18 protein-coding genes are annotated in these 19,882 nt (G+C 73.5%); 6 read left to right on the forward strand and 12 right to left on the reverse strand.

The genetic code is table 11. The features are described 5' to 3' along the window. Positions 1-15 precede the first annotated feature (15 nt). A complete protein-coding gene (locus K7G60_RS22775; protein WP_225802780.1) occupies positions 16-1,386 on the forward strand; it encodes an MFS transporter in 1,371 nt (456 codons plus the stop codon). A gap of 255 nt (positions 1,387-1,641) precedes the next feature. Then, a complete protein-coding gene (locus K7G60_RS22780; RefSeq protein WP_015032218.1) occupies positions 1,642-2,016 on the forward strand; it encodes an RNA polymerase-binding protein RbpA in 375 nt (124 codons plus the stop codon). A gap of 109 nt (positions 2,017-2,125) precedes the next feature. On the opposite strand, the gene fxsA is transcribed toward K7G60_RS22780, so the two are convergent. The 4 genes from fxsA to K7G60_RS22800 all read right to left on the reverse strand — a co-directional run bounded on the left by fxsA (position 2,126) and on the right by K7G60_RS22800 (position 6,188). After that, complete coding sequence (fxsA, locus tag K7G60_RS22785) at positions 2,126-2,719, reverse strand: FxsA family membrane protein (protein ID WP_225802781.1); 594 nt, start codon at positions 2,717-2,719, stop codon at positions 2,126-2,128. A 114-nt stretch (positions 2,720-2,833) separates the two neighbouring features. Continuing rightward, positions 2,834-3,610 carry a polyprenol monophosphomannose synthase gene (locus K7G60_RS22790; protein ID WP_225802782.1) on the reverse strand — a complete coding sequence of 259 codons (777 nt, stop codon included), beginning with the start codon at positions 3,608-3,610 and terminating at the stop codon, positions 2,834-2,836. A gap of 432 nt (positions 3,611-4,042) precedes the next feature. Further along, positions 4,043-5,671 (reverse strand): amidohydrolase, encoded by a 1,629-nt coding sequence (locus tag K7G60_RS22795; RefSeq protein ID WP_225802783.1) that lies wholly within the window; start codon positions 5,669-5,671, stop codon positions 4,043-4,045. A 76-nt stretch (positions 5,672-5,747) separates the two neighbouring features. Further along, the gene (locus K7G60_RS22800) at positions 5,748-6,188 is read right to left on the reverse strand and encodes an Lrp/AsnC family transcriptional regulator (protein ID WP_030691308.1); all 441 of its coding nucleotides are present in this window, start codon (positions 6,186-6,188) and stop codon (positions 5,748-5,750) included. 225 nt (positions 6,189-6,413) lie between these two features. Between K7G60_RS22800 and K7G60_RS22805 the strand changes: the two genes are divergently transcribed. Further along, positions 6,414-6,782 (forward strand): hypothetical protein, encoded by a 369-nt coding sequence (locus tag K7G60_RS22805; protein ID WP_225802784.1) that lies wholly within the window; start codon positions 6,414-6,416, stop codon positions 6,780-6,782. A 9-nt stretch (positions 6,783-6,791) separates the two neighbouring features. Here the strand turns inward: K7G60_RS22805 and K7G60_RS22810 are convergent, their stop codons facing one another. After that, a complete protein-coding gene (locus K7G60_RS22810) occupies positions 6,792-7,883 on the reverse strand; it encodes a phosphotransferase family protein (RefSeq protein ID WP_225802785.1) in 1,092 nt (363 codons plus the stop codon). Positions 7,884-7,893: 10 nt separating this feature from the next. Then, positions 7,894-8,955, reverse strand: a complete 1,062-nt coding sequence (locus tag K7G60_RS22815; RefSeq protein ID WP_263986208.1) for a hypothetical protein — start codon at positions 8,953-8,955, stop codon at positions 7,894-7,896. 417 nt (positions 8,956-9,372) lie between these two features. Here K7G60_RS22815 and K7G60_RS22820 point away from each other — a divergent pair, with 417 nt between their 5' ends. Continuing rightward, a complete protein-coding gene (locus K7G60_RS22820; RefSeq protein ID WP_225802787.1) occupies positions 9,373-9,558 on the forward strand; it encodes a hypothetical protein in 186 nt (61 codons plus the stop codon). Here K7G60_RS22820 and K7G60_RS22825 read toward each other — a convergent pair. From K7G60_RS22825 to K7G60_RS22835, 3 genes are all read right to left on the reverse strand, one after another. Beyond that, the gene (locus K7G60_RS22825) at positions 9,521-10,693 is read right to left on the reverse strand and encodes an acyl-CoA dehydrogenase family protein (protein WP_225802788.1); all 1,173 of its coding nucleotides are present in this window, start codon (positions 10,691-10,693) and stop codon (positions 9,521-9,523) included. The two genes, K7G60_RS22820 and K7G60_RS22825, sit on opposite strands and share 38 nt — an antisense overlap. 221 nt (positions 10,694-10,914) lie before the next feature. Next, positions 10,915-11,061, reverse strand: a complete 147-nt coding sequence (locus K7G60_RS22830; RefSeq protein ID WP_225802789.1) for an SCO1431 family membrane protein — start codon at positions 11,059-11,061, stop codon at positions 10,915-10,917. Between the two features lie 425 nt (positions 11,062-11,486). Then, on the reverse strand, positions 11,487-12,890 hold the full coding sequence (locus K7G60_RS22835) for a peptidase C39 family protein (protein ID WP_225802790.1): 1,404 nt from the start codon (positions 12,888-12,890) through the stop codon (positions 11,487-11,489). Positions 12,891-13,114: 224 nt separating this feature from the next. Here K7G60_RS22835 and K7G60_RS22840 point away from each other — a divergent pair, with 224 nt between their 5' ends. Then, positions 13,115-13,744 (forward strand): uridine kinase, encoded by a 630-nt coding sequence (locus tag K7G60_RS22840; protein WP_225802791.1) that lies wholly within the window; start codon positions 13,115-13,117, stop codon positions 13,742-13,744. A gap of 319 nt (positions 13,745-14,063) precedes the next feature. Next, positions 14,064-15,983, forward strand: coding sequence for an AAA family ATPase (locus tag K7G60_RS22845; protein WP_225802805.1), 1,920 nt, complete (start codon positions 14,064-14,066; stop codon positions 15,981-15,983). An 81-nt stretch (positions 15,984-16,064) separates the two neighbouring features. Here the strand turns inward: K7G60_RS22845 and K7G60_RS22850 are convergent, their stop codons facing one another. The 3 genes from K7G60_RS22850 to K7G60_RS22860 form a co-directional block, all read right to left on the reverse strand. Further along, a complete protein-coding gene (locus tag K7G60_RS22850) occupies positions 16,065-17,195 on the reverse strand; it encodes a CapA family protein (RefSeq protein WP_225802792.1) in 1,131 nt (376 codons plus the stop codon). Positions 17,196-17,278: 83 nt separating this feature from the next. Further along, on the reverse strand, positions 17,279-18,364 hold the full coding sequence (locus K7G60_RS22855; RefSeq protein ID WP_225802793.1) for a hemolysin family protein: 1,086 nt from the start codon (positions 18,362-18,364) through the stop codon (positions 17,279-17,281). Continuing rightward, positions 18,361-19,824, reverse strand: coding sequence for a hemolysin family protein (locus K7G60_RS22860; RefSeq protein ID WP_225802794.1), 1,464 nt, complete (start codon positions 19,822-19,824; stop codon positions 18,361-18,363). Before K7G60_RS22860 ends, K7G60_RS22855 begins: the two co-directional genes overlap by 4 nt. Positions 19,825-19,882: the final 58 nt, after the last annotated feature.

A 19,882-nucleotide genomic window follows, 5' to 3' on the forward strand; every position in this document is an offset into this window, starting at 1 on the left:
GAGGAGGGCGCGGCCGTGACCGCTGACACCACCGAGCCGGAGGAGTGTGCCACCGGCCCCGCCGAGCGGCGGCGCGAGCAGCGCGGCTGGTACTTCTACGACTTCGCGTGCTCGGTGTACTCGACGAGCGTGCTCACCGTGTTCCTCGGCCCGTACCTGACCTCGGTGGCCCGGGCCGCGGCCGACGCCGAGGGGTTCGTGCACCCGCTGGGCGTCCCGGTGCGGGCGGGCTCCCTCTTCGCGTACGCCGTGTCGGCCTCGATCGTGGTCGCGGTCCTGGCGATGCCGCTGGTCGGCGCGGTCGCGGACCGCACGGGCCGGAAGAAGCCGCTGCTCGCGGCCTCGGCCTACCTGGGGGCGACGGCCACGGCGGGGATGTTCTTCCTGGCGGGCGAGCGGTATCTGCTCGGGGCGTTCCTGCTGATCGTGGCGAACGCCTCGCTGTCGGTCTCGATGGTGCTCTACAACGCCTATCTGCCGCAGATCGCGGAGCCGGACGAGCGGGACGCGGTCTCCTCGCGCGGCTGGGCCTTCGGCTACACGTCGGGTGCCCTGGTCCTCGTCCTGAACCTGGTCCTCTACTCGGGGCACGACTCCTTCGGCCTCACCGAGGGCGAGGCGGTCCGCATCTGCCTGGCCTCGGCGGGCGTGTGGTGGGGCGCCTTCACGCTGGTGCCGCTGCGCCGGCTGCGCGACCGGCGGACCGGCCCGGAGGAGGGCGGCCGGACCGGCGGGGGCGCGGTCGGCAGCGGCTGGGGCCAGCTGCGGGCCACGCTGAAGGACATGCGCCGGCATCCGCTGACACTCTCCTTCCTCCTCGCGTACCTCATCTACAACGACGGCGTGCAGACGGTGATCTCGCAGGCCTCGATCTACGGCTCGGAGGAGCTGGGCCTCGACCAGACGACGCTCATCACGGCGGTCCTGCTCGTCCAGGTGCTCGCGGTGGCGGGTGCCCTCGGGATGGGGCGACTCGCCCGGTCGTACGGCGCCAAGCGGACGATTCTGGGCTCGCTGGCGGTCTGGACGCTGATCCTGGCGGCCGGCTACTTCCTGCCGGCCGGCTCGCCGGTGTTCTTCTACTGCCTGGCGGCCGCGATCGGCCTCGTCCTGGGCGGCAGCCAGGCCCTGTCGCGTTCGCTGTTCTCGCATCTGGTGCCGCGAGGCAAGGAGGCGGAGTACTTCTCGGCGTACGAGATGAGCGACCGGGGGCTCAGCTGGCTGGGTCCGCTCGTGTTCGGTCTCGCGTATCAGCTGACCGGAAGCTACCGGGATGCCATCATCTCCCTGGTGATCTTCTTCGCCGTCGGCTTCGCACTGCTCGCCCGGGTGCCGGTCCGGCGTGCGGTGGAGGCCGCGGGGAACCCGATACCCGAGCGTATTTAGACGTGGCGATGAAAGGGCGGTAGTGTACGCGTTTGGCCTGCCAGGCGGACCGTTACTGCGTGCTGCTTTGGTGAAGACACCGGGTCGCATCTGCCGTCAGATGTGACAAAACGGGCACTGGTGGGTACAACAAGGGGCGGCACGACGGGCGACGCATGACCCGGCACGGGAATCTTTACCGCCGACCGGACGTTGACCGGATAACGACGACAGCGACACCTGTCCTGTGGGCGACAAGCCCGGGAGGCACGATTCATGAGTGAGCGAGCTCTTCGCGGCACGCGCCTCGTGGTGACGAGCTACGAGACCGACCGCGGCATCGATCTGGCCCCGCGCCAGGCGGTGGAGTACGCATGCGAGAAGGGACATCGTTTTGAGATGCCCTTCTCGGTCGAGGCGGAGATTCCGCCGGAGTGGGAGTGCAAGGTCTGCGGAATCCAGGCACTCCTGGTGGACGGGGACGGACCCGAGGAGAAGAAGGGCAAGCCTGCGCGTACGCACTGGGACATGCTCATGGAGCGGCGTACCCGCGAGGAGCTGGAGGAGGTCCTCGCCGAGAGGCTGGCCGTCCTGCGCTCCGGCGCCATGAACATCGCCGTGCATCCGCGCGACAGCCGCAAGTCCGCCTAGCGGACCGCCGCAAGAGCACCACGCCGCGGGGCCCGGTACACGATGGGTGTACCGGGCCCCGCGGCGTTCCCGTGCCCCGCTCTCGGAGGAGCGGGGCACGGCCGCGTCATCAGGGCGTCAGCGGCGGACGGGGCGCCTCGGCCCGGCGGGGGCCCTGGGGCGCGTCCTCACGGATGACCTCACCCTGGACCACCTTCCCGTCCGGCCGGTGGATGCGAGCCTGCTGGAAGGCGTCCTGGAGGCTGCCGGGAGACGCGGCGCCCATCCGGCGCTCGACCGTCTTCTCCGCGTACCGCCCGAGGAACGAGCGGACCTGCGGGATCAGCAGGAGCAGGCCGGCCGCGTCCGAGAGCGGGCCGGGGATCATCAGGAGCAGGCCGCCGAGCATCAGGAAGCCGTTGCGGTCCTCCGCGCCGACCCGGTCGGCGGGCGAGGGCGCCACGCCGGTCCGCGCGGCCGTCTGGGCCTGCTGGAAGGTCGAGGTGAGGTTGCGGAAGGCGCGGCGGCCCGCCCGCTTCACGACGGCGGCGCCGAACACGGCACCGCCGACGAGCAGGGCGAGGACGGCCAGTCCGCCCGCCACGTCCGCCACCACCGTGAGCAGCCAGATCTCCAGGACCAGCCAGGCGGCGACGCCGAGCGGAAGGAACGTACGCGCGCGTGAGCGCTTGGGGGCGAGGGGAGGCGGTGCGCCGGTCGTCATGGTGCCCAGTGTGCCTGGCGCCCCGCCGGAACGGCGTAAAGGAAGGATCAGCACGGGAAGGCCCGTGCGGAGGGCCCGTACGGGGGGAGCCGTACGGGAGGAGCCGCGCGGTCGTCAGGAGGGCTTGCGGCCGAGCAGCTTGCCGACCTTCTCCGCCCGCGCCGTCAGGCCCCAGCCGGTGACCCGCCACAGCGCCTCGACGACGATGTTGCGGCTCATCTTCGAGTCGCCGACCTCGCGCTCCACGAAGGTGATCGGGACCTCGACCACGTGGAAGCCGGCGGCGACCGCGCGGCGGGCCAGGTCGACCTGGAAGCAGTAGCCCGCCGAGGCCACGTCCTCCAGGCCCAGGCCCTCCAGGGTCTCCTTGCGGAAGGCCCGGTAGCCGCCGGTGACGTCGCGGATCGGCACGTCGAGCATCACGCGCGAGTAGAGGCTGCCGCCCCGGGAGATGAACTCGCGGGACTTCGGCCAGTTCACGATCCGGCCGCCCGGCACCCAGCGGGAGCCGAGGACCAGGTCCGCGCCCTTGAGGGCGGTGAGCAGGCGCGGGAGCTCCTCGGGCTGGTGGGAGCCGTCGGCGTCCATCTCGACGAGGACGCCGTAGCCGTGCTCGATGCCCCACCGGAAACCGGCGAGGTAGGCGGCGCCCAGCCCCTCCTTGCCCTTGCGGTGCAGGACGTGCACGTGGTCGTCGTCGGACGCGATCTCGTCCGCGAACTTGCCCGTGCCGTCGGGGCTGTTGTCGTCCGCGACGAGAATGTGCGCCTCGGGTACGGCTTCCCGCACCCGCGCGACGATCGGCTTGATGTTCTCCGCCTCGTTGTAGGTCGGAATGATCACCAAGGCCTTGCCGAGCGGGCCGTAACGCCTCTGGCCACCGTCGTTCACTACTGCCCCTTCGGATACATACGCGGGCCCCCACCATAGCGAGGTCCCCGGAGTGCTCCGGCGCGGCGGGTCGAGTGGGACGGGTGACGTGCGGTGCGGGACCCGGCGTCCTTCGGTCCGACCTGGGATCCGCTGGCTGCGGGTCGACCGAGAGCCGTTGTCTACTGAACGTCCGGGCCCCACCCGGGTCGCACCTTCCGCCGGGGAGACCTTCCCTCGCCACCGAGGCGCGGGCGGCGTTCGGCTGCGGCGTGGGCTGCGGTCCGGTCGGACGTCCTGTGGTGGACGCCGTGAACCTACCCGCCCCTGGCGGGCGACTGTCAACACCGGCTTGACCTGCGGATACCTCGCAAAAGGCCAGGCCGGAGGGGAAAATCCGCAGGTCGGGGACAAGCGTGCGGGGCGACGATCGAGGTCCGAAATGGACCTATATCAGTCGTTCGGCCGTACGAACACCGTCTGCCCGTACACCACCGTCCGCAGACAGACGGGGAGATCGACACCGGGCGACAGATCGGGCAGACCGGGCGTTCCGGAGCGCGGGTCGGTGGACCAGCGGGCGACCCGGTCGTCGGGCGCCTGGACGACGAGCTCCTCGGTGCGCCAGACCGCGTAGTCGGCGGGGGCGCCGGGGACCAGCGTCCCCGCGTCGTCCCGGCCCACGGCCCGCCAGCCGCCCCGGGTGTGGGCGGTGAAGGCGGCCCGGGCGGAGATCCGGTGCTCGGGGGTCCGGTGGAAGGCGGCGGCCCGGACGGTGCCCCACGGGTCGAGCGGGGTGACCGGGCTGTCGGAGCCGAAGGCCAGCGGCACCCCGGCGCGCAGCAGCGCGGCGTACGGGTTGAGGGTGCGGGCCCGCTCGGCGCCGAGCCGGTCGGCGTACATGCCCTCCTCGCCGCCCCAGAGGGCGTCGAAGGCGGGCTGGACGGAGGCGGTGAGTCCCAGCTCGGCGAAGGCTGCGATCGTCTCGGGGGTGAGCATCTCGACGTGCTCGACGCGGTGCCGGGCGGCCCGGATCCGGGCCAGACCGAGCTTCTCGGCGGCGGCCCTGACGCCCTCGACGACCGCGGTCACCGCCGCGTCCCCGATGGCGTGGAAGCCGGCCTGGAGGCCCGCCTCGGTACAGGCGACGACGTGCAGGGCGATGGTGGCCGCGTCCAGGTGGGCCGAGCCTCTGTGCCCGGCGTGGTCGGCGTACGGCTCGTGGAGGCAGGCGGTGTGGGAGCCGAGGGAGCCGTCGGCGAACAGGTCGCCGGCCGCGCCGAGGGCGCCCAGGGCTCTCGCCCGCTCGACGTCGAGGTCGGCCCAGTAGCCCACGACCCGGGGCCCGGCCTCCTCGCGCGCGAGGTCCAGGAGGCCGGTGAAGTCCTCCTCCGAGGAGATCTGCGGACCGCCGCACTCGTGCAGGGTGCCGATGCCGAGGGAGGCGGCCCGCTGCCGGGCGGCGCGCTGCGCCTCGGTGCGCTGGAGCGGGGAGACGGCGGCGAAGGCGGCCGCGCGCACGGCGTGGTGGGCGTCGCCGGTGAGCGGGCGCTGCCCGTCGTGGAAGCCGTCCAGGTCACGGATGCCGGGCACGAGGTCGAGTAGGGCGGTCGTGACGACGGCCGAGTGGACGTCGATCCGGGTCAGGTAGAGCGGGCGGCCGCCGGTGAGCCCGTCGAGCTCGTCGCGGGTGAGCGGGCGGCGCTCGGGCCAGCGGGAGGCGTCCCAGCCGTGACCGATGAGGATGCGGTCCCCGGGGCGGGCGGCGGCGTGGGCCCGGATCAGCTCCGCGGCCTCGGCGAGCGAGGCGGCGGAGGACAGGTCGAGCCCCGTGAGGGCGAAGCCGGTGGCGGTGGTGTGCACGTGCGCGTCGACGAAGGCCGGGGTGACGAGCGCGCCCTCCAGGTCGACGACCTCGTCCACGCCGGAGGCGAAGGCGTCGGCCGCGCCCTCCGAGCCCACCCAGGCGACGTGCCCGCGCTCCACCACCATCGCGGTGGCGAAGGGGTCGGCGGGGCTGTGGACTTCTCCACCGCGCAGCAGCACGGTGCGGTGTTCGCCGGCAGACGTGGTCTCACTCATGCCACCAGGCTAGGACCTGCCGGAAGCCGGTTTGTCCGGCAGGTCCCCCGGGACGCGCCCGACGGCCCCGCGCGCGTCAGATGCGCGGCGGTCTGGCCTCGTACGGCGTGGACAGGACGACGGTCGTGCGGCTGGAGACCCCGGCCTGGGAGCGGATGCGGGTGAGCAGGTGCTCCAGCTCCAGCGGGGTGGCGACGCGGACCTTGAGGATGTAGTTCTCGTCGCCCGCGACGCTGTGACAGGCCTCGATCTCGGGGATGTCGGCGAGCCGGTCGGGGGTGTCGTCGGGGGCACTGGGGTCGAAGGGTTTGACCGAGATGAACGCGGTGAGCGGCAGGCCCACGGCCTCCGGGTCGACGACGGCGGCGTAGCCGCGGATGACCCCGCGCTGCTCCAGCCGGCGGACGCGCTGATGCACCGCCGACGTGGACAGGCCCGTGGCCTTGCCCAGGTCGGTGTAGCTCATGCGCCCGTCCTTGACGAGCAACTCCACGATCTGACGATCCAGCTCCTCCATGCGGTGACCCTATTGCTCCGTGCGGTCGGGGGCACAGCCGGGGGCGGCCCGTATGGGTCGCTATGGGCCATCACGGGGCACCTGCGACGGGCATGTGACGAACGCCACAGGTTTGCGCTCGGCCTGGGGCGCCGCCTCACGGTTATGCGGAGTTGTGCATGGGAAGTGCTTGCTGTGGTCGGGGCCGTACAGATCCGGCCGACCCAGCCGAGGGGGAGATTCCCAATGCAGGAGCCTGTTGAATCGGTCGACACGTCCGACGAGCTCGACGCGTACGACACCTTTGAGATGTTCCGGGTCGTCTGCCCGGAGTGCGTGCAGCCCATCGCGCTGCTCGCGGACGAGGACGCGCTGCCGGAGCACGCGCTCTGCCCGACGCCGTGGAACCCCTTCGTCCTGACGGTCTGCCCGGGCACGGGCCTTCCGGCCTCCGAGGCCCGCCCCGCCGACGACGTCCTGGGGGTCCAGGAGCAGGACACCGCACTGCTCCTGACGCTCCCCCGGGGACTCGACTGGCGCACGCAGCCCTTCTCGCACGTCGGCGGTCCGGGCTCGCGTCCGATCCGGGTGCCGCAGATGCGGCGCGCGGCCTGAGCCGGCCGGCTACCAGTAGCTTCCCCGCACCATCGCCGCGAGCGTGGCGTGGTGCAGGATCAGGCCGTCCGGGTCACCGGGCACCTCGACCTCGCCGAAGTGGGCCTGGCGGTACGCGATCCTGAGCATCACGATCGCGTGCCGCAGCGCCGCGTAGAGCGTGTGGAACTCCATGTCGCGCGGGGTGTGCCCGGTCAGTTCCGTGTACCGCCGTTCGACCGCTTCGCGCCGCAGGAAGCCGGGCAGTCCGGGCTGGCCGAAGCCGACGGTCAGGTCCTGGAAGAAGCGGTGCAGGTAGACGGTCCAGCCGAGGTCGACCTCTCGGGGGACGTACGCCGCCATCTCCCAGTCGAGGACGGCGACGGGCGTGAATCCGTCGTAGACGATGTTCCCGATGCGCGCGTCGCCCCAGCCGAGGACGGCGGGGCCCTCGTCGGCCGGCCAGAGTTCCTCCAGCCGGTCGAAGGCCGACTCGATGAGCGGTGAGGGCGCGAGCCCCTCCACGACCCACGCGTAGTACGCGCGTTGGGCGTCGACGTGCCGGCGCAGGGGGCTCCCGGTGCCTTCGGGCAACAGGAACTCGGCCTCCTTCGCGGGGAACTGGTCGTGCAGCCTGGCGAGTACGGAGACGGACTCGGCCTCCAGGTGGGCGCGTTCGGCGTCGGTGGCGGCGTGCAGCCAGTTCCCCTCGTACGTGTAGGGCATGACGTCCGGCGGGACGCGGCCCTCGGCGCGGGCCATCACGAAGAAGGGGGCGCCGAGCGGTTCCGGGTCCTCCTCCAGCCAGAGCACGCGCGGGACGGGGACGTCGGTGTGCTCGCCGACGAGGCGCATCACCCGGTGCTGGCGGGCCATGTCGTAGACGGGGAAGACGGTGTACGCGGCGGGATCGGCGGCGAGCCGCAGGGCGCAGCCGCGTACCGGGGCGTCGGGATGGTCGAGGTCGAAGAGCAGGGTCTCGCTCGACATGCCGTTCGAGCCGGGGACGGCGAGGCCGGTGACCCCGGCTCCGGGCAGGTGCCGGTCCAGCCAGGCGGTGAGCCGCCGGCCGAGCTCCTCGGGGTCGCGGGTGGTGGTGCGGGGGCGCGGGGCGGTGGCCAAGGGGTGCTCCTCAGATCGCGGTTGACGTGTGGTCGGCGAAGCCGCTGGGGTCGTGGCGGCCGAAGGAGCCGTGCTCGAAGATGCCGTGGCCGGTGTGGCCGTCGAGGGTGAAGCGGGCCGCGTGGTCGGTGACCCCGTAGGCGGCCATGGGGTGGGCGGCGGGGTCGGAGAGGTCGTAGACGCGGCGGTCGGTCCAGCCGCGGCCCTGCCAGGTCCCGTGCTGCCAGTCGGTGGCGGGCGGGTACCCGGCGCCGACGGCGAGCGGTGAGGAGGCGAGGATCTCGACGCCGATCTCCAGGGGTTTGCCGGCCGGGTCGGTGAGGTGGACGGTGGCCCGCTCGGGGTGGCGGGTGCCGGGGCGGTACGTGATCTCGGTGCGGGGCCAGCCGAGCTGGGTGTCGCGGCGGCCGTGGCGCACGAGCAGAGCCTCGTTGAGGGTGCGGTAGCCGTCGGCGTCCTCCTGGGCGACGACCATGAGGAAGCGGTCCTCGAAGCGCATCGGGATCCAGAGCCAGTGGAAGCCCTCGGGGCGGAACTCGGCGGCGCGGCCGGGTTCCTCGCCGGGGAGGGGACGGACGCCCCAGCTGCGGTCGCGGGTGCCGGTCCACTCCCCCGCCGTGACGGCGAACTCCTCGCCGCCGGCCCTGATGGTGCCCGCGCAGCGCCCGGCCTGGACGAAGCGGCGCCCTTCGAGGGTGAGCCGGCCGCCGTGGCGCTGGGTGTGGTGGGGTTCCCAGACGGCGGGGAAGTCGCCGGTCCAGGTGAGGTCGAAGGAGAGCCCGTCGGGGTCGGCGGGGTCGGCGGCGCAGTGCAGGGAGAAGCGCTTGAGGGGTTCGTCGACGATGATGGCGAGCGGGCCGACGGAGAGGTCCATCCGGTCGTCGCCGAGCGCGTCGGAGGCGCGGACGGCGTGCAGCCGGTCGCCGGTGCGCAGGGTGGCGTAGGCGTCGACGACCCCGGTGTTGGGGTAGACGCCGAGACCTGCGATGAGCAGGGCCCGGCCGGTGTGGTCGAAGACGTGGAAGATGCACCGGTCGTAGGCGTTCCGGTCGCCGCTGACGTGGTGCTTCATCGAGAGCGGTGCCTGGTGCACGGGGTATTCGTCGAGCGCGACGGGCCGGTCGTCGTCCACTGCTGACCTCCTGAGCCACGAAGGGGATCTGACGGTACGTCAGTTCTCGTCCTGGGGGCCAGAGTCGTGCACCGGGTACCGGGCGAACTGCCGCTCGAATCCGCTCGGCGGTGACCCCGGCCGCCGGGACGCGTTGGTCCGGGCATGACCACGCTGTACACCACTCCCAGCGGTTACGGTCGGCACCGGCAGGCCGAACCGCGCGGTGAAGAATCGGTTCCTCAGTCGCCGTCGACGGAGCCGGCACCGGCTCCGTCACCCACCCCGGCCCCGGCGCTCGCCCCGGCCCCGGCGCCCGCGCCGCCCCCCGTGCCCGTCCCGGTCCCCGTACCGGCGCAGGGGCAGGCACAGGCCCAGGTGAAACCCCCCGTCCCCGCCGACCCGCCCATCTACCGGGACGTGCTCTCCCTCTGGGCCAGCCAGGGCCGCACCCTGCCGGGCCGCCGCGACCAGGAGTGGACCAGGCTCGCCGCCGGACCGGTCTGGGCGGACCGCACCGTGCGCGTCAGCGGGACTCTGGTCCGACCAGGTGACGGGCGATGACCACGCGCTGGATCTGATTGGTCCCCTCGACGATCTGGAGCATCTTCGCCTCGCGCAGATACCGCTCCACGGGGAAGTCCGCCGTGTAGCCGTAACCGCCGAGCACCTGCACCGCGTCCGTCGTGACCTGCATGGCGGCGTCCGTGCAGAAGAGCTTGGCCATCGCCGCGCACCGGCCGAAGGGCCGCCCCTCGTCCCTGAGCCGCGCCGCCTCCAGGTACAGCGCCCGGCCCGCCTCGATCCGGGTCGCCATGTCGGCGAGCAGGAAGCGGAGCCCCTGGAAGTCGGCGAGCGGCCGGCCGAACTGGCGGCGCTCCCGCGCGTACGCCACGGCCTCGTCCAGGGCCGCCTGGGCCAGCCCCACGGCACAGGCGGCGATGCCGAGCCGCCCCGAGTCCAGGGCGTCCAGGGCGATCGCGAAGCCCTGCCCTTCCCCGCCCAGCCGCCGGTCGTCGCCGACCCGCACCCCGTCGAAGTGGAGCTGCGCGGTCGGAGACCCCTTCATGCCCATCTTCCGCTCGGGCGGTGCCGCGCTCAGCCCCGGCGCGTCCCCCGGCACCAGGAAGGCGGTGATGCCGCGCGCGCCCGGCCCGCCGGTGCGGGCCATGACCGTGCAGAAGTCCGCGATCCCGCCGTGGGTGATCCAGGCCTTGGTGCCGTCGACGACCCAGGCGTCGCCGTCCCGGACGGCGCGGGTCCGCAGGGCCGCCGCGTCCGACCCGGCGGAGGGTTCGGAGAGGCAGTACGCGCCGAGGAGACCGCCGCCCAGCATCGCGGGCAGGTGCGCGGCCCGCTGCTCGTCGGTGCCGTAGCCCGCGAGCGCGTGGCAGGCCAGGGTGTGGACGCTCACTCCGAGCCCGACGGTGAGCCGGGCGGCGGCGAGCTCCTCCAGGACCTGGAGGTAGACCTCGTACGGCTGACCGCCCCCGCCGTACTCCGGGTCGTACGGCAGTCCGAGCAGCCCGGAGCGGGAGAGCAGCGCGAACAGCTCGCGGGGGAACCGGCCGGCGGCCTCCTCCTCGGCGGCGGACGGGGCGATCTCCCGCCGGGCGATGTCCCGCACCAGGGAGAGCAGTTCCCGGGCCTCGTCGGTGGGCAGTCGGCGTTCCACGCCGTCCGCGGTGCTGTCGGCCATGGCCGGACGCTCCTCCCTGCCGGGCGCGCGGGTGCGCGCGGAGTGCCGAGGTCGCGGGGAGTATGCCCGTTCCGGCCCGGTGGATCACACGGGCGCCGGGGATGCACACGGTTGCCGGGGGCACGGACGCCGGGAGGCCCATAGTTGCCGGGGGAGGGCACACAGCTGCCGGGGGGCACACAGCTGCCGGGGACCGCGCGGACGCCCGGGGGCGTGGCCGCCTACATGAGGCCCGCCCGGGTGACGAGGACGGCGAGCAGGACCACCAGGGTCCAGCCGAGGACGTGCTCCAGGATCTTGGGGCCGTCGTCGCGGGGGCCGCCCGTCCGTGCGCGGGTGAGGAGGTGGGAGTGGGTGGTGGAGGTCATGGCGACCACCTTGCGCCACGGGGGCGGCCCGGGGGTAGAGACGTCGGTCACGTCCCCCGGGGCCGCCGGGCCGCCCCGACGGTGCCGAGGGCCTCCCATGCCTTGCGCGGGGCGGCCGAGGGGCGGTCGGGGAGAAGAGGCAGCGGCCCCCTCCTGTGCCGGACGCCACTTTCCCGCTCGGGGCGGAGGCTCGGCCTCGGCGCGGAGCCGGATGCTCTCCGAACGCCACGGCCGCCCGGCCGGGCGGCCGGGCCAGGTCTCGACGCACACGCCTTTCACGCCGCCACCGGTGTCGCTGCCGATCCGCTCGTGCACGTGTCCCGGGCGTGGTCGTCACCCGTGGTGGCGTCGACCAGGCGCGGGACCATGCTCCGGCTGACGGACACCCCGACGACGCGGACGAACTCTCGCGGGGCCGCGCATGCTCACGCCAGGCCGAGCGCCCGCAGCGCGCGGTGCTGGCTCGGGGTCGGCCTGGCGGGCCAGTAGACGTAGCAGACCCCGCCCGTACCGCTCCTGACCCTGCCGTTCGCGTCGTACCGCTTCGTGCGGAGCCAGATGTTCTCCCACTCGCGCCGCCGGTAGACCCGCCGGACGGCCTCGTTGCTGGGGGATGCGGGGTCGTTGGCGATGACGTCGCCGGTCTCCGTGAAGCCGATGACGGTCATCAGGTGGCCCGAGGTGCCGTAGCCGGCTCCGGTCAGTTCCTCCTTGCGGAAGGACTGGGACGTTATGGCCGGGATGCCGACGCGGACCAGCGATTCCAGCTCCGTGAGCGAGCGCAGCCGGGTGACCACGGCGCTCATGTCGGGGTAGGCGGCCGCGTAGGCGGCGTTGAAGGGCCAGTTGCCGCAGCCCTGGTACTGGTGGTCGTAGGTGAAGCGGGCCGCGTGGCAGACCTGCGGGTCGGCGAAGGCCGGGTCCACCCAGGCCAGTTGCTCGGCGGAGGGGCGGCGGCCCCAGTACTCGACGATCATCTGGGAGGAGGTCGGGCTGCACCAGGCCTCGCCGCCGTTGTCGTACTCGGGGTACTGGCCGACGTGGGTGTTCTGGGAGTAGCGCGGGACGACGAGTTCGTGGTCGAGCCCCGGCTCGGAGGCCGGGACGGTGAAGCGGTCCGGAACGTCCGAGGCCATGGCGCCGAGCCGCCAGACCGTCGGGGTGAGGTCGGTCCCCGGGGTCCGGTAGAGGGTGAGGCGCAGCCGGTACGAGCGCAGCCGCAGGCCGCTCGCGGCGTCGTCGATCGCGAAGGTGTCGGTCCAGACGGTGCTCCTGCCGTCGGTCTGGTCGTCGACCGAGGTGCGGCGGATGTCGCCGTCGCCGGAGGCCCAGCGGCCGAGCACGTACCAGGGGGTGGCGGTGGCGTCGGAGTACGTGCCGGACAGTTCGACCTGGAGCCAGGTGCCGGGCGGGGTGGCCGCGTTCCAGGAGGCGATGACCTCGGTGGCGGGCACGGTCGGGGTGTGGACGGGCGAGGTCCAGCTCGCGTACTCCCAGGCGGAGGTGCGGCCGGTGTGCGGGTCGGTGTAGTCGACGCGCCCGGCGGGGGCGGCGAGGACAAGGCCGGGGCGGAGGCCGGCGACCGCCTTCGTGCCGGCCGTCGCGCCGCACCTCCAGTCCGTGTACGAGGACCAGAAGCGGTTGTCGACGAGCCCGGCGGCGGGGACGTGGCCCCGCTCGGCACCGTCGGCCGCACGCTCGGAGGCGGTGCGGTCGGGGCCGGCGGCGGTCGTGGGGTCCGCCGCGGCGGCGGGGCCGGCGGCGGCCGTTCCCGCGGCGGCCGCGAGCGCCGCGGCGAGGACGGTCCTGCGTGGGGTGGAGCTGGTCATGGGCGGTGACCCCCAGTCGAGAACGGTGGGCGTGCGACGGTGCCGAGGCAGGGTGTACCGCTTCTGCACCGGTGGACGGGTGGGGCTGCGCGGGCCCACTATCCCGGCTTCCGCGGGGCCTCCGCCAGCACTTCGGCTCGCGTCGCCGCACCAATATTGGTCTCCACCACTGGCGGCGGTACGGCGCTGACCTGCGGCGGTCCCCGCTCCCCTACGCTGGGGCCATGAACGACCTCGACCGCGCGGCCCGCGCGCTGCTCCGGCTGCCGCCCTCCTGCGGACCGGTCCGGCTGGTGGCGGTCGACGGCCACGCGGGCTCCGGCAAGTCCACCCTGGCGGCCCGTCTGTCCGCCGCCCTCGGCGACGCCCCCGTCCTCCACCTCGACGACCTCGCCACGCACGAGGAGCTCTTCGCGTGGACCGGCCGGCTGCGGGAGCAGGTCCTGGAGCCGCTCTCGCGGGGCGAGACCGCGTGCTACCGCCCGTACGACTGGCGGCTGCGGCGCTTCGGGGAGGCGCGGGAGCTGCCCCCAGCCCCGGTGGTCCTCGTGGAGGGCGTCGGCGCCGGCCGGCGGGTGGTGCGGCCGTTCCTGGCGTGGCTGCTGTGGATGGAGCGCGGCGCCGGGGACTCCTGGGCGCGCGGACGCCGGCGGGACGGTCCGGAGCAGGCTTCCTTCTGGGACGGCTGGACCGTGGCGGAGACTCGCCATTTCACCGAGGACCCCTCCCGGCCCTTCGCCGACACCCTGGTACAGGAGTGCGAGGAGGGGTACGACTGGATTCCAGGGCCGTCCGCGACAGCGGGCGCGCACCAGATCATCACGCACAGTGACGGGTTCCTGTCCGTGATCTGAGGGAGTGGAAGTCCGCTTCCGCAAGTACCTCAACTTCGCTTGACCGAGGGGGCGTACAGGTCTTACGTTCTGAATGTGCGGCTTTTCGAAGCCGCCGTGGACACGAAGCCCCCGGTTGTTCCCCCGTGACCGGGGGCTTCGTTCTGCCCTAGGAAGCCCCTCCGGGCCCCCTTCCGCCCCCTCCGCACCCCCTGACGATCACCCAGGGTCACCGCTTCCGGATCATGCGCTTCTCCTTAAGCGCGCACCCCCTGCGCAGGTACGATGCCCCCAGGTGCGGTCAAATCCCGTCCATGCGATGACGGTTGTGGGGGACTCGATGGACATCGGCACACAGGGCTCACAGGCCCCCGCCGAGCTCGCCTGGCTGCGCGGAGTCGACGCCTACACGATGGGCGCGTATCCGCAGGCGGAGGACGAGTTCCGGACGGCGGTACGGATCGACCCCGGGATGGCGGACGCCTGGCTCGGGCTGCACGCCCTCCGGGTCGACACCACGACCGCGCTGCTGCGCATGTACCGCAACCGCGAGCGCTTCGGCGAGCAGCGGACCCGGCACCGACGCACCCTCAACTCCTGGTACTGGCTGGGCTGGTGGGTGCAGCCGGTGCTGGAGAGCCCCCGCGACCTGCTGCTCGCGCACGCCTCCCACTGGCTCGACGGCCGCCACGTGCCGGAGCTCGACCGGGCCCTCGCGGGCCTCCCCCCGGTCGACACCGATCCGCAGGTGCGTTTCCTGCACGCCTGCCGTGCCTATCTCGTCAAGGACTGGGACCAGCTCGTCCGGCACACCGAGACCCTCGTCGACGACCCGCTGCTCGGCATCGAGGCCGGTCTCTTCGGCGGCATGGCCCGGGTGCGCCTGGAGATGTACAGCCAGGCCGAGCCGCTCCTCTCGGCCTCGCTGATGCGGTGCCGCAGCGAGCAGCCGCAGCGCAAGGAGCTGCGCTACTGGCTCGCCCGCGCCCACGAGGGCACCGGGCGCAGCGCCGCCGCGCTGCCGCTCTACCGGGCCGTGCACCGGATCGACCCGGCCTTCATGGACACGGCGGCGCGACTCGCGGCGATCGCCGAGTACGACGGCTTCGAGGGCTACGACGGGGTGGACGACCCCGCCGGGCTCGCGACGGTCGCGATGGGCACCCTCGGCGGGGGCCTCGGGCAGGACACGGTGGACACCGTGCCGGGCGCCGAGCCCGAGGCGGGCGGACTCGGCGACGGGCTGCGGCTCGCGCCCGAACCGGTGCCGCCGGCCGCCACCGTCACACCGCCGGAGACCGTACGGCAGAAGGCCCCCCTGCCCGGCCAGCCGGCGCCGCCGCGCTTCCCGGCCGGGCCCACCGATCCGGTGCTCCTCGCGGAGGCGCTCGCCGAACTGGAGGGCATGGTCGGGCTCGAACCGGTCAAGCGCCAGGTCAAGGCGCTCTCGGCACAGCTGGAGATGGCACGGCTCCGGGCCGGACAAGGCCTTCCGGTCCAGCCGCCCAAGCGCCACTTCGTCTTCTCCGGTCCCTCGGGCACCGGGAAGACCACGGTCGCCCGGATCCTCGGGCGGGTGTTCTACGCCCTCGGGCTGCTCGGCGGCGACCATCTCGTGGAGGCCCAGCGGGCCGACATGGTCGGCGAGTTCCTGGGCCAGACCGCCGTCAAGGCCAATGAGCTGATCGACTCGGCGGTCGGCGGCGTGCTGTTCGTCGACGAGGCCTACGCGCTCTCCAACACCGGCTACAGCAAGGGCGACGCCTACGGGGACGAGGCCCTCCAGGTGCTCCTGAAGCGGGCCGAGGACAACCGCGACCACCTCGTGGTCATCCTGGCCGGCTACCCCGAGGGCATGGACCGGCTGCTCAGCACCAACCCGGGGCTGTCCTCCCGGTTCACCACCCGCGTCGACTTCCCCTCGTACCGTCCGCTGGAACTCACCGCCATCGGCGAGGTCCTCGCGGCGGCCAACGGGGACGGCTGGGACGAGGAGGCCCTCGACGAGCTCCGCTCGATCAGCGGGCACGTCGTCGACCAGGGCTGGATCGACGAGCTCGGCAACGGCCGCTTCCTGCGCACCCTGTACGAGAAGTCCTGCGCCTACCGGGACCTGCGCCTCTCCGGGTACCCGGGGACCCCGAGCCGGGAGGACCTGGCCACCCTCCGGCTCGCCGACCTCATGCAGGCGTACGGCGAGGTCCTGTCGGGCCGCGGTCCGGTCGACCGCGGCCCGCAGCAGGAGCCGCCGGGCTACTAGCCTTCGGGCCGCGCGGGTGGAACGGGCGGCCCGACGATGCGTCCGCCGTCGGGCCGTCGCAGGACCGGGCTGCCGGGGCGGTCACAGGGGACGGGCCGTCAGGGCCGGGTCGGCGTGCTCCTCCTCGGACAGGGAGTCGATCCGCATGCCGAAGGGGCGGCTGATCCGGCCGAGCACGTCGTGGAGCCATCGCACGTCCTGCCACGGGGGCCGTTCGAGCCGCAGCCGTCGGCTGCGCAGCGGCACGAGCCGCACCTCCACCAGGGCGCCGTCCTCGTCCCGGACGGTGACGAAGTACAGCAGTCGCAGGTCGTCGCGGTACTGCTCCTGCCCGGTGATCCCCTCGTAGTCGTTGACGAGGTCACCGCATCCGTGCAGGACGAGTCTGCCCCGGTACGCCTCAAGCGGCCGCGGGTGGTGCGAGGAGTGCCCGTGCACGATGTCGGCGCCCGCGTCGACGAGGGCGTGCCCGAAGACGACCTGGGCACGGTCGGGGGAATAGCCCCAGTTGGAGCCCCAGTGGACCGAGACGACGACCAGATCCCCGGGGCGCCGGTCCGCGCGCAGCCGGTCGGCCAGCCGGAGTGCGGCTCCGTCGCACGGCCCCTCGGCGTAGTGCACCCCTCCTCGGCGATCGGTGGCGGCCCAGTCGCCGGGCACCCCGCTGGACGCCAGACCGAGCGCGTGGACGAGCATGCGGCGTCCGCCCGGCAGCGGCACCACCGCGGGCCGGGCTGCCTCCTCGGCGTCCCGCCCGGCACCCACGGTGCGCAGGCCGGCGCCGGTGAGGGCGTCGAGGGTGTCGTCCAGGCCCCGCCGCCCGTAGTCGAGGACGTGGTTGTTGGCGAGGACGACCACATCCGGGTGGACGGCGGTGAGCGCGGGCAGATCGGCCGGCGACATGCGGTAATGGACGGCCTTGCCGGGAGTCGGCACGTGGTGGTGGGTGACCGAGGTCTCCAGGTTAACCACCCGGGCCTCCGGTGCGGCATCGTCGATCAGCCGGAGCGCCTCGCCCCAGGGGTAGGTGGGGGCGGCGGGCCGGGGCACCGGTCCGGAGCGCGCCTCAGCGAGGGCCACGTAGTCGCGGGCGTCCCGCACGTACCGCTCGGGCAGGGCCGGATCCAGCGGATGGGGAAGGATCTGGTCGATTCCCCGGCCGAGCATCACGTCTCCGCAGAGGAACAAACCGGTCAGACCGCCGCCGCTCATGCTTCCAGGCTAGTCGCGGGCCGTGCAGCGCCCGGCGGGCCCGTGACGTCCTGCCTCGATGCCGGACGTCACGGGCCCACGCCCTACCGAACCCGGACGGAGGCCGGGGCCGGGACCGTGGACGGAGCGGGTCCGGACGTCGGCCGGACGCGGTGCGCGGGGTCGCGGACCTCGCCCACCAGCATCTCCAGGACGTCCTCCAGGGCGACCAGGCCGAGGACCCGGCCCGAGCCGTCCGCGACCTGCGCCAGATGGGTGGCGGCGCGGCGCATCACGGTGAGGGCGTCGTCGAGCGGCAGCTCGGCGCGGAGCGTGGCCATCGGGCGCCACAGCCGCTGCGGCACCGCCCGCTCCCGCTCCTCCAGGTCCAGGACGTCCTTCACGTGCACGAAGCCCATGAAGGTCGCCCGGCCCTCGGCGCGGACCGGAAAGCGGGAGTACCCGGTCCGTACGGTCAGCTCCTCGATCTCGCGCGGGGTGACCGACGGCGGGACCGTGACGAGGGAGGCGGGGGCGATGAGGACGTCCGTCACCGGGCGGCTGCCCAGTTCGAGGGCGTCCTCCAGGCGCTCCTGCTCGACCGGGTCGAGCAGCCCCGCCTGGCCCGCGTCCTCCACGAGGCGGCCGAGCTGGGTGCTGGTGAAGACCGCCTCCACCTCGTCCTTCGGCTCGACCTTGAACGCCCGCAGGACCAGCCGGGCGCAGGCTCCGAGCGCGGCCGTGACCGGCCGGCAGAGCCGGGCGAAGCCGACGAGGCCGGGGGCCAGCCAGAGGGCGGTGCGCTCGGGGTCGGCCATCGCCAGGTTCTTCGGGACCATCTCGCCGATGACGAGGTGGAGGAAGACGACCGCGGCGAGGGCGATGACGTAGCCGAGCGGATGGATCAGCCCCTCCGGGACGCCGATCGAGTGGAAGACCGGTTCGAGGAGCCGGGCGACGGTCGGCTCGGCGACGGCGCCGAGCGTCAGGGAGCAGACGGTGATGCCGAACTGGGCGGCGGCCATCATCTGCGGCAGGTTCTCCAGGCCGTGCAGGACCTGCTTGGCCCTGGCGCCGCCGAGCGGCTCGATCTGGCTGCGCCGGACGGAGACGAGGGCGAACTCGGCCCCGACGAAGAAGCCGTTGGCGAGGACAAGGAGGACGGCGAAGAGGAGTTGCAGGGTGCTCATCGGGCCGCCTCCGCGGGGACGGGCACCGGGGCGGCGGCCGCCGCGCCCGAGCCTGGACCGGAGGCCGGGACCCCTACCGGGTCCGCTTCGGAGGCCGACGTCCCCGCCAGGTCCGCGTCGGAGGCCGGCGTCCCGACCGGATCCGCGTCGGAGGCCGTCCTGACGATCCGCACCCGCTCGGCGCGGTAGCGGTCGACCTGGCGCACCGAGAGCCGCCAGCCGGGCAGCTCGGCCCGGTCCCCGGGGGCCGGGATGCGCCCGAGGAGGTCGGCGACGAGCCCGGCGACGGTCTCGTACGGCCCGTCGGGCACGTCGAGGCCTATCCGGCGCAGGGTGTGGACCCGGCAGGAGCCGTCGGCATCCCAGGCGGGACGGCCGTCCTCGGCAGGTGCCGCGGCCAGCTCGGGCCGCTCGTCGGCGGCGGTGTCGTGCTCGTCGCGGACCTCGCCGACGAGTTCCTCCACGATGTCCTCCAGGGTGACGACCCCGGCCGTGCCGCCGTACTCGTCGACGACCACCGCGATCGGCTGCTCCCGGCGCAGCCGCTCCAGGAGCGTCTGGGCGGGCAGCGTCTCGGGGACGAGGAGCGGCGGGACCGCGATCCGTCCGACGGGGGTGCGCAGGCGGGCGTGCGGGGTGACGGCGAGCGCGTCCTTGAGGTGGACCATGCCGACGATCTCGTCGATGCGGTCGCGGTAGACCGGGAAGCGCGAGAGGCCGGTGGCCCGGGTGAGGTTGAGGACATCGGCCGCGGTGGCGTCCCACTGGAGGGCGTTCACCTTCACGCGCGGGGTCATGACCTGCTCGGCGGTGAGACCGCCGAGGATCAGGGTCCGTACGAAGAGGTCGGCGGTGTCCTGTTCGAGCGCGCCGGCCTGGGCGGAGTGCCGGGCCAGCGAGACGAGCTCACCGGGGGTGCGGACCGAGTCCAGTTCCTCGGTGGGCTCGACGCCCAGGAGCCGTACCAGCCGGTTGGCGACCCGGTTGAGCAGGGAGATCACCGGCCGGAACAGCGCCGAGAAGCGGCGCTGCGGGGTGGCGACGAAGCGGGCGACCTGGAGCGGCCGGGAGACCGCCCAGTTCTTCGGGACGAGCTCGCCGACCACCATCTGGACGGCGGAGGCGAGCAGCATGCCGGTCACCACCGAGATCCCGGAGACGGCCCCTTCGGGCAGTCCGGTCGCGGTGAGCGGTCCGTGCAGCAGCCCGGCGAGCGCGGGCTCGGCGAGCATGCCGACGACCAGCGAGGTGATCGTGATGCCGAGCTGGGTGCCGGAGAGCTGGAAGGACAGCTCGCGCAGGGCGGTGACGACGGTGCGGGCGCGCCGGTCGCCGTCGGCCGCCGCCCGCTCGGCCTCGGCGCGCTCGACGGTCACGAGACCGAACTCGGCGGCCACGAAGAAGCCGTTGGCGAGGATCAGGAGGAAGGCCGCGAAGAGCAGCAGAAGAGAGATGATCATGCCGCCGCCTCCAGGGAGGGGGCGGCGCAGGTACTACCGGACGATCCGTCCATTGCCG

The organism is Streptomyces sp. NK15101, assembly GCF_020400725.1.
In the GTDB taxonomy this organism is placed as follows: Bacteria; Actinomycetota; Actinomycetes; order Streptomycetales; family Streptomycetaceae; genus Streptomyces.

What these genes read in the sequence shown, in the direction of transcription:
- K7G60_RS22780 (WP_015032218.1), top strand. Translation starts at nt 1,642, where the DNA reads ATGAGTGAGCGAGCTCTTCGCGGCACGCGCCTCGTGGTGACGAGCTAC.
- fxsA (WP_225802781.1), bottom strand. Translation starts at nt 2,719, where the DNA reads ATGACGACCGGCGCACCGCCTCCCCTCGCCCCCAAGCGCTCACGCGCG.
- K7G60_RS22795 (WP_225802783.1), bottom strand. Translation starts at nt 5,671, where the DNA reads ATGAGTGAGACCACGTCTGCCGGCGAACACCGCACCGTGCTGCTGCGC.
- K7G60_RS22800 (WP_030691308.1), bottom strand. Translation starts at nt 6,188, where the DNA reads ATGGAGGAGCTGGATCGTCAGATCGTGGAGTTGCTCGTCAAGGACGGG.
- K7G60_RS22805 (WP_225802784.1), top strand. Translation starts at nt 6,414, where the DNA reads ATGCAGGAGCCTGTTGAATCGGTCGACACGTCCGACGAGCTCGACGCG.
- K7G60_RS22815 (WP_263986208.1), bottom strand. Translation starts at nt 8,955, where the DNA reads ATGAAGCACCACGTCAGCGGCGACCGGAACGCCTACGACCGGTGCATC.
- K7G60_RS22825 (WP_225802788.1), bottom strand. Translation starts at nt 10,693, where the DNA reads ATGGCCGACAGCACCGCGGACGGCGTGGAACGCCGACTGCCCACCGAC.
- K7G60_RS22830 (WP_225802789.1), bottom strand. Translation starts at nt 11,061, where the DNA reads ATGACCTCCACCACCCACTCCCACCTCCTCACCCGCGCACGGACGGGC.
- K7G60_RS22835 (WP_225802790.1), bottom strand. Translation starts at nt 12,890, where the DNA reads ATGACCAGCTCCACCCCACGCAGGACCGTCCTCGCCGCGGCGCTCGCG.
- K7G60_RS22840 (WP_225802791.1), top strand. Translation starts at nt 13,115, where the DNA reads ATGAACGACCTCGACCGCGCGGCCCGCGCGCTGCTCCGGCTGCCGCCC.
- K7G60_RS22845 (WP_225802805.1), top strand. Translation starts at nt 14,064, where the DNA reads ATGGACATCGGCACACAGGGCTCACAGGCCCCCGCCGAGCTCGCCTGG.
- K7G60_RS22850 (WP_225802792.1), bottom strand. Translation starts at nt 17,195, where the DNA reads ATGAGCGGCGGCGGTCTGACCGGTTTGTTCCTCTGCGGAGACGTGATG.
- K7G60_RS22855 (WP_225802793.1), bottom strand. Translation starts at nt 18,364, where the DNA reads ATGAGCACCCTGCAACTCCTCTTCGCCGTCCTCCTTGTCCTCGCCAAC.
- K7G60_RS22860 (WP_225802794.1), bottom strand. Translation starts at nt 19,824, where the DNA reads ATGATCATCTCTCTTCTGCTGCTCTTCGCGGCCTTCCTCCTGATCCTC.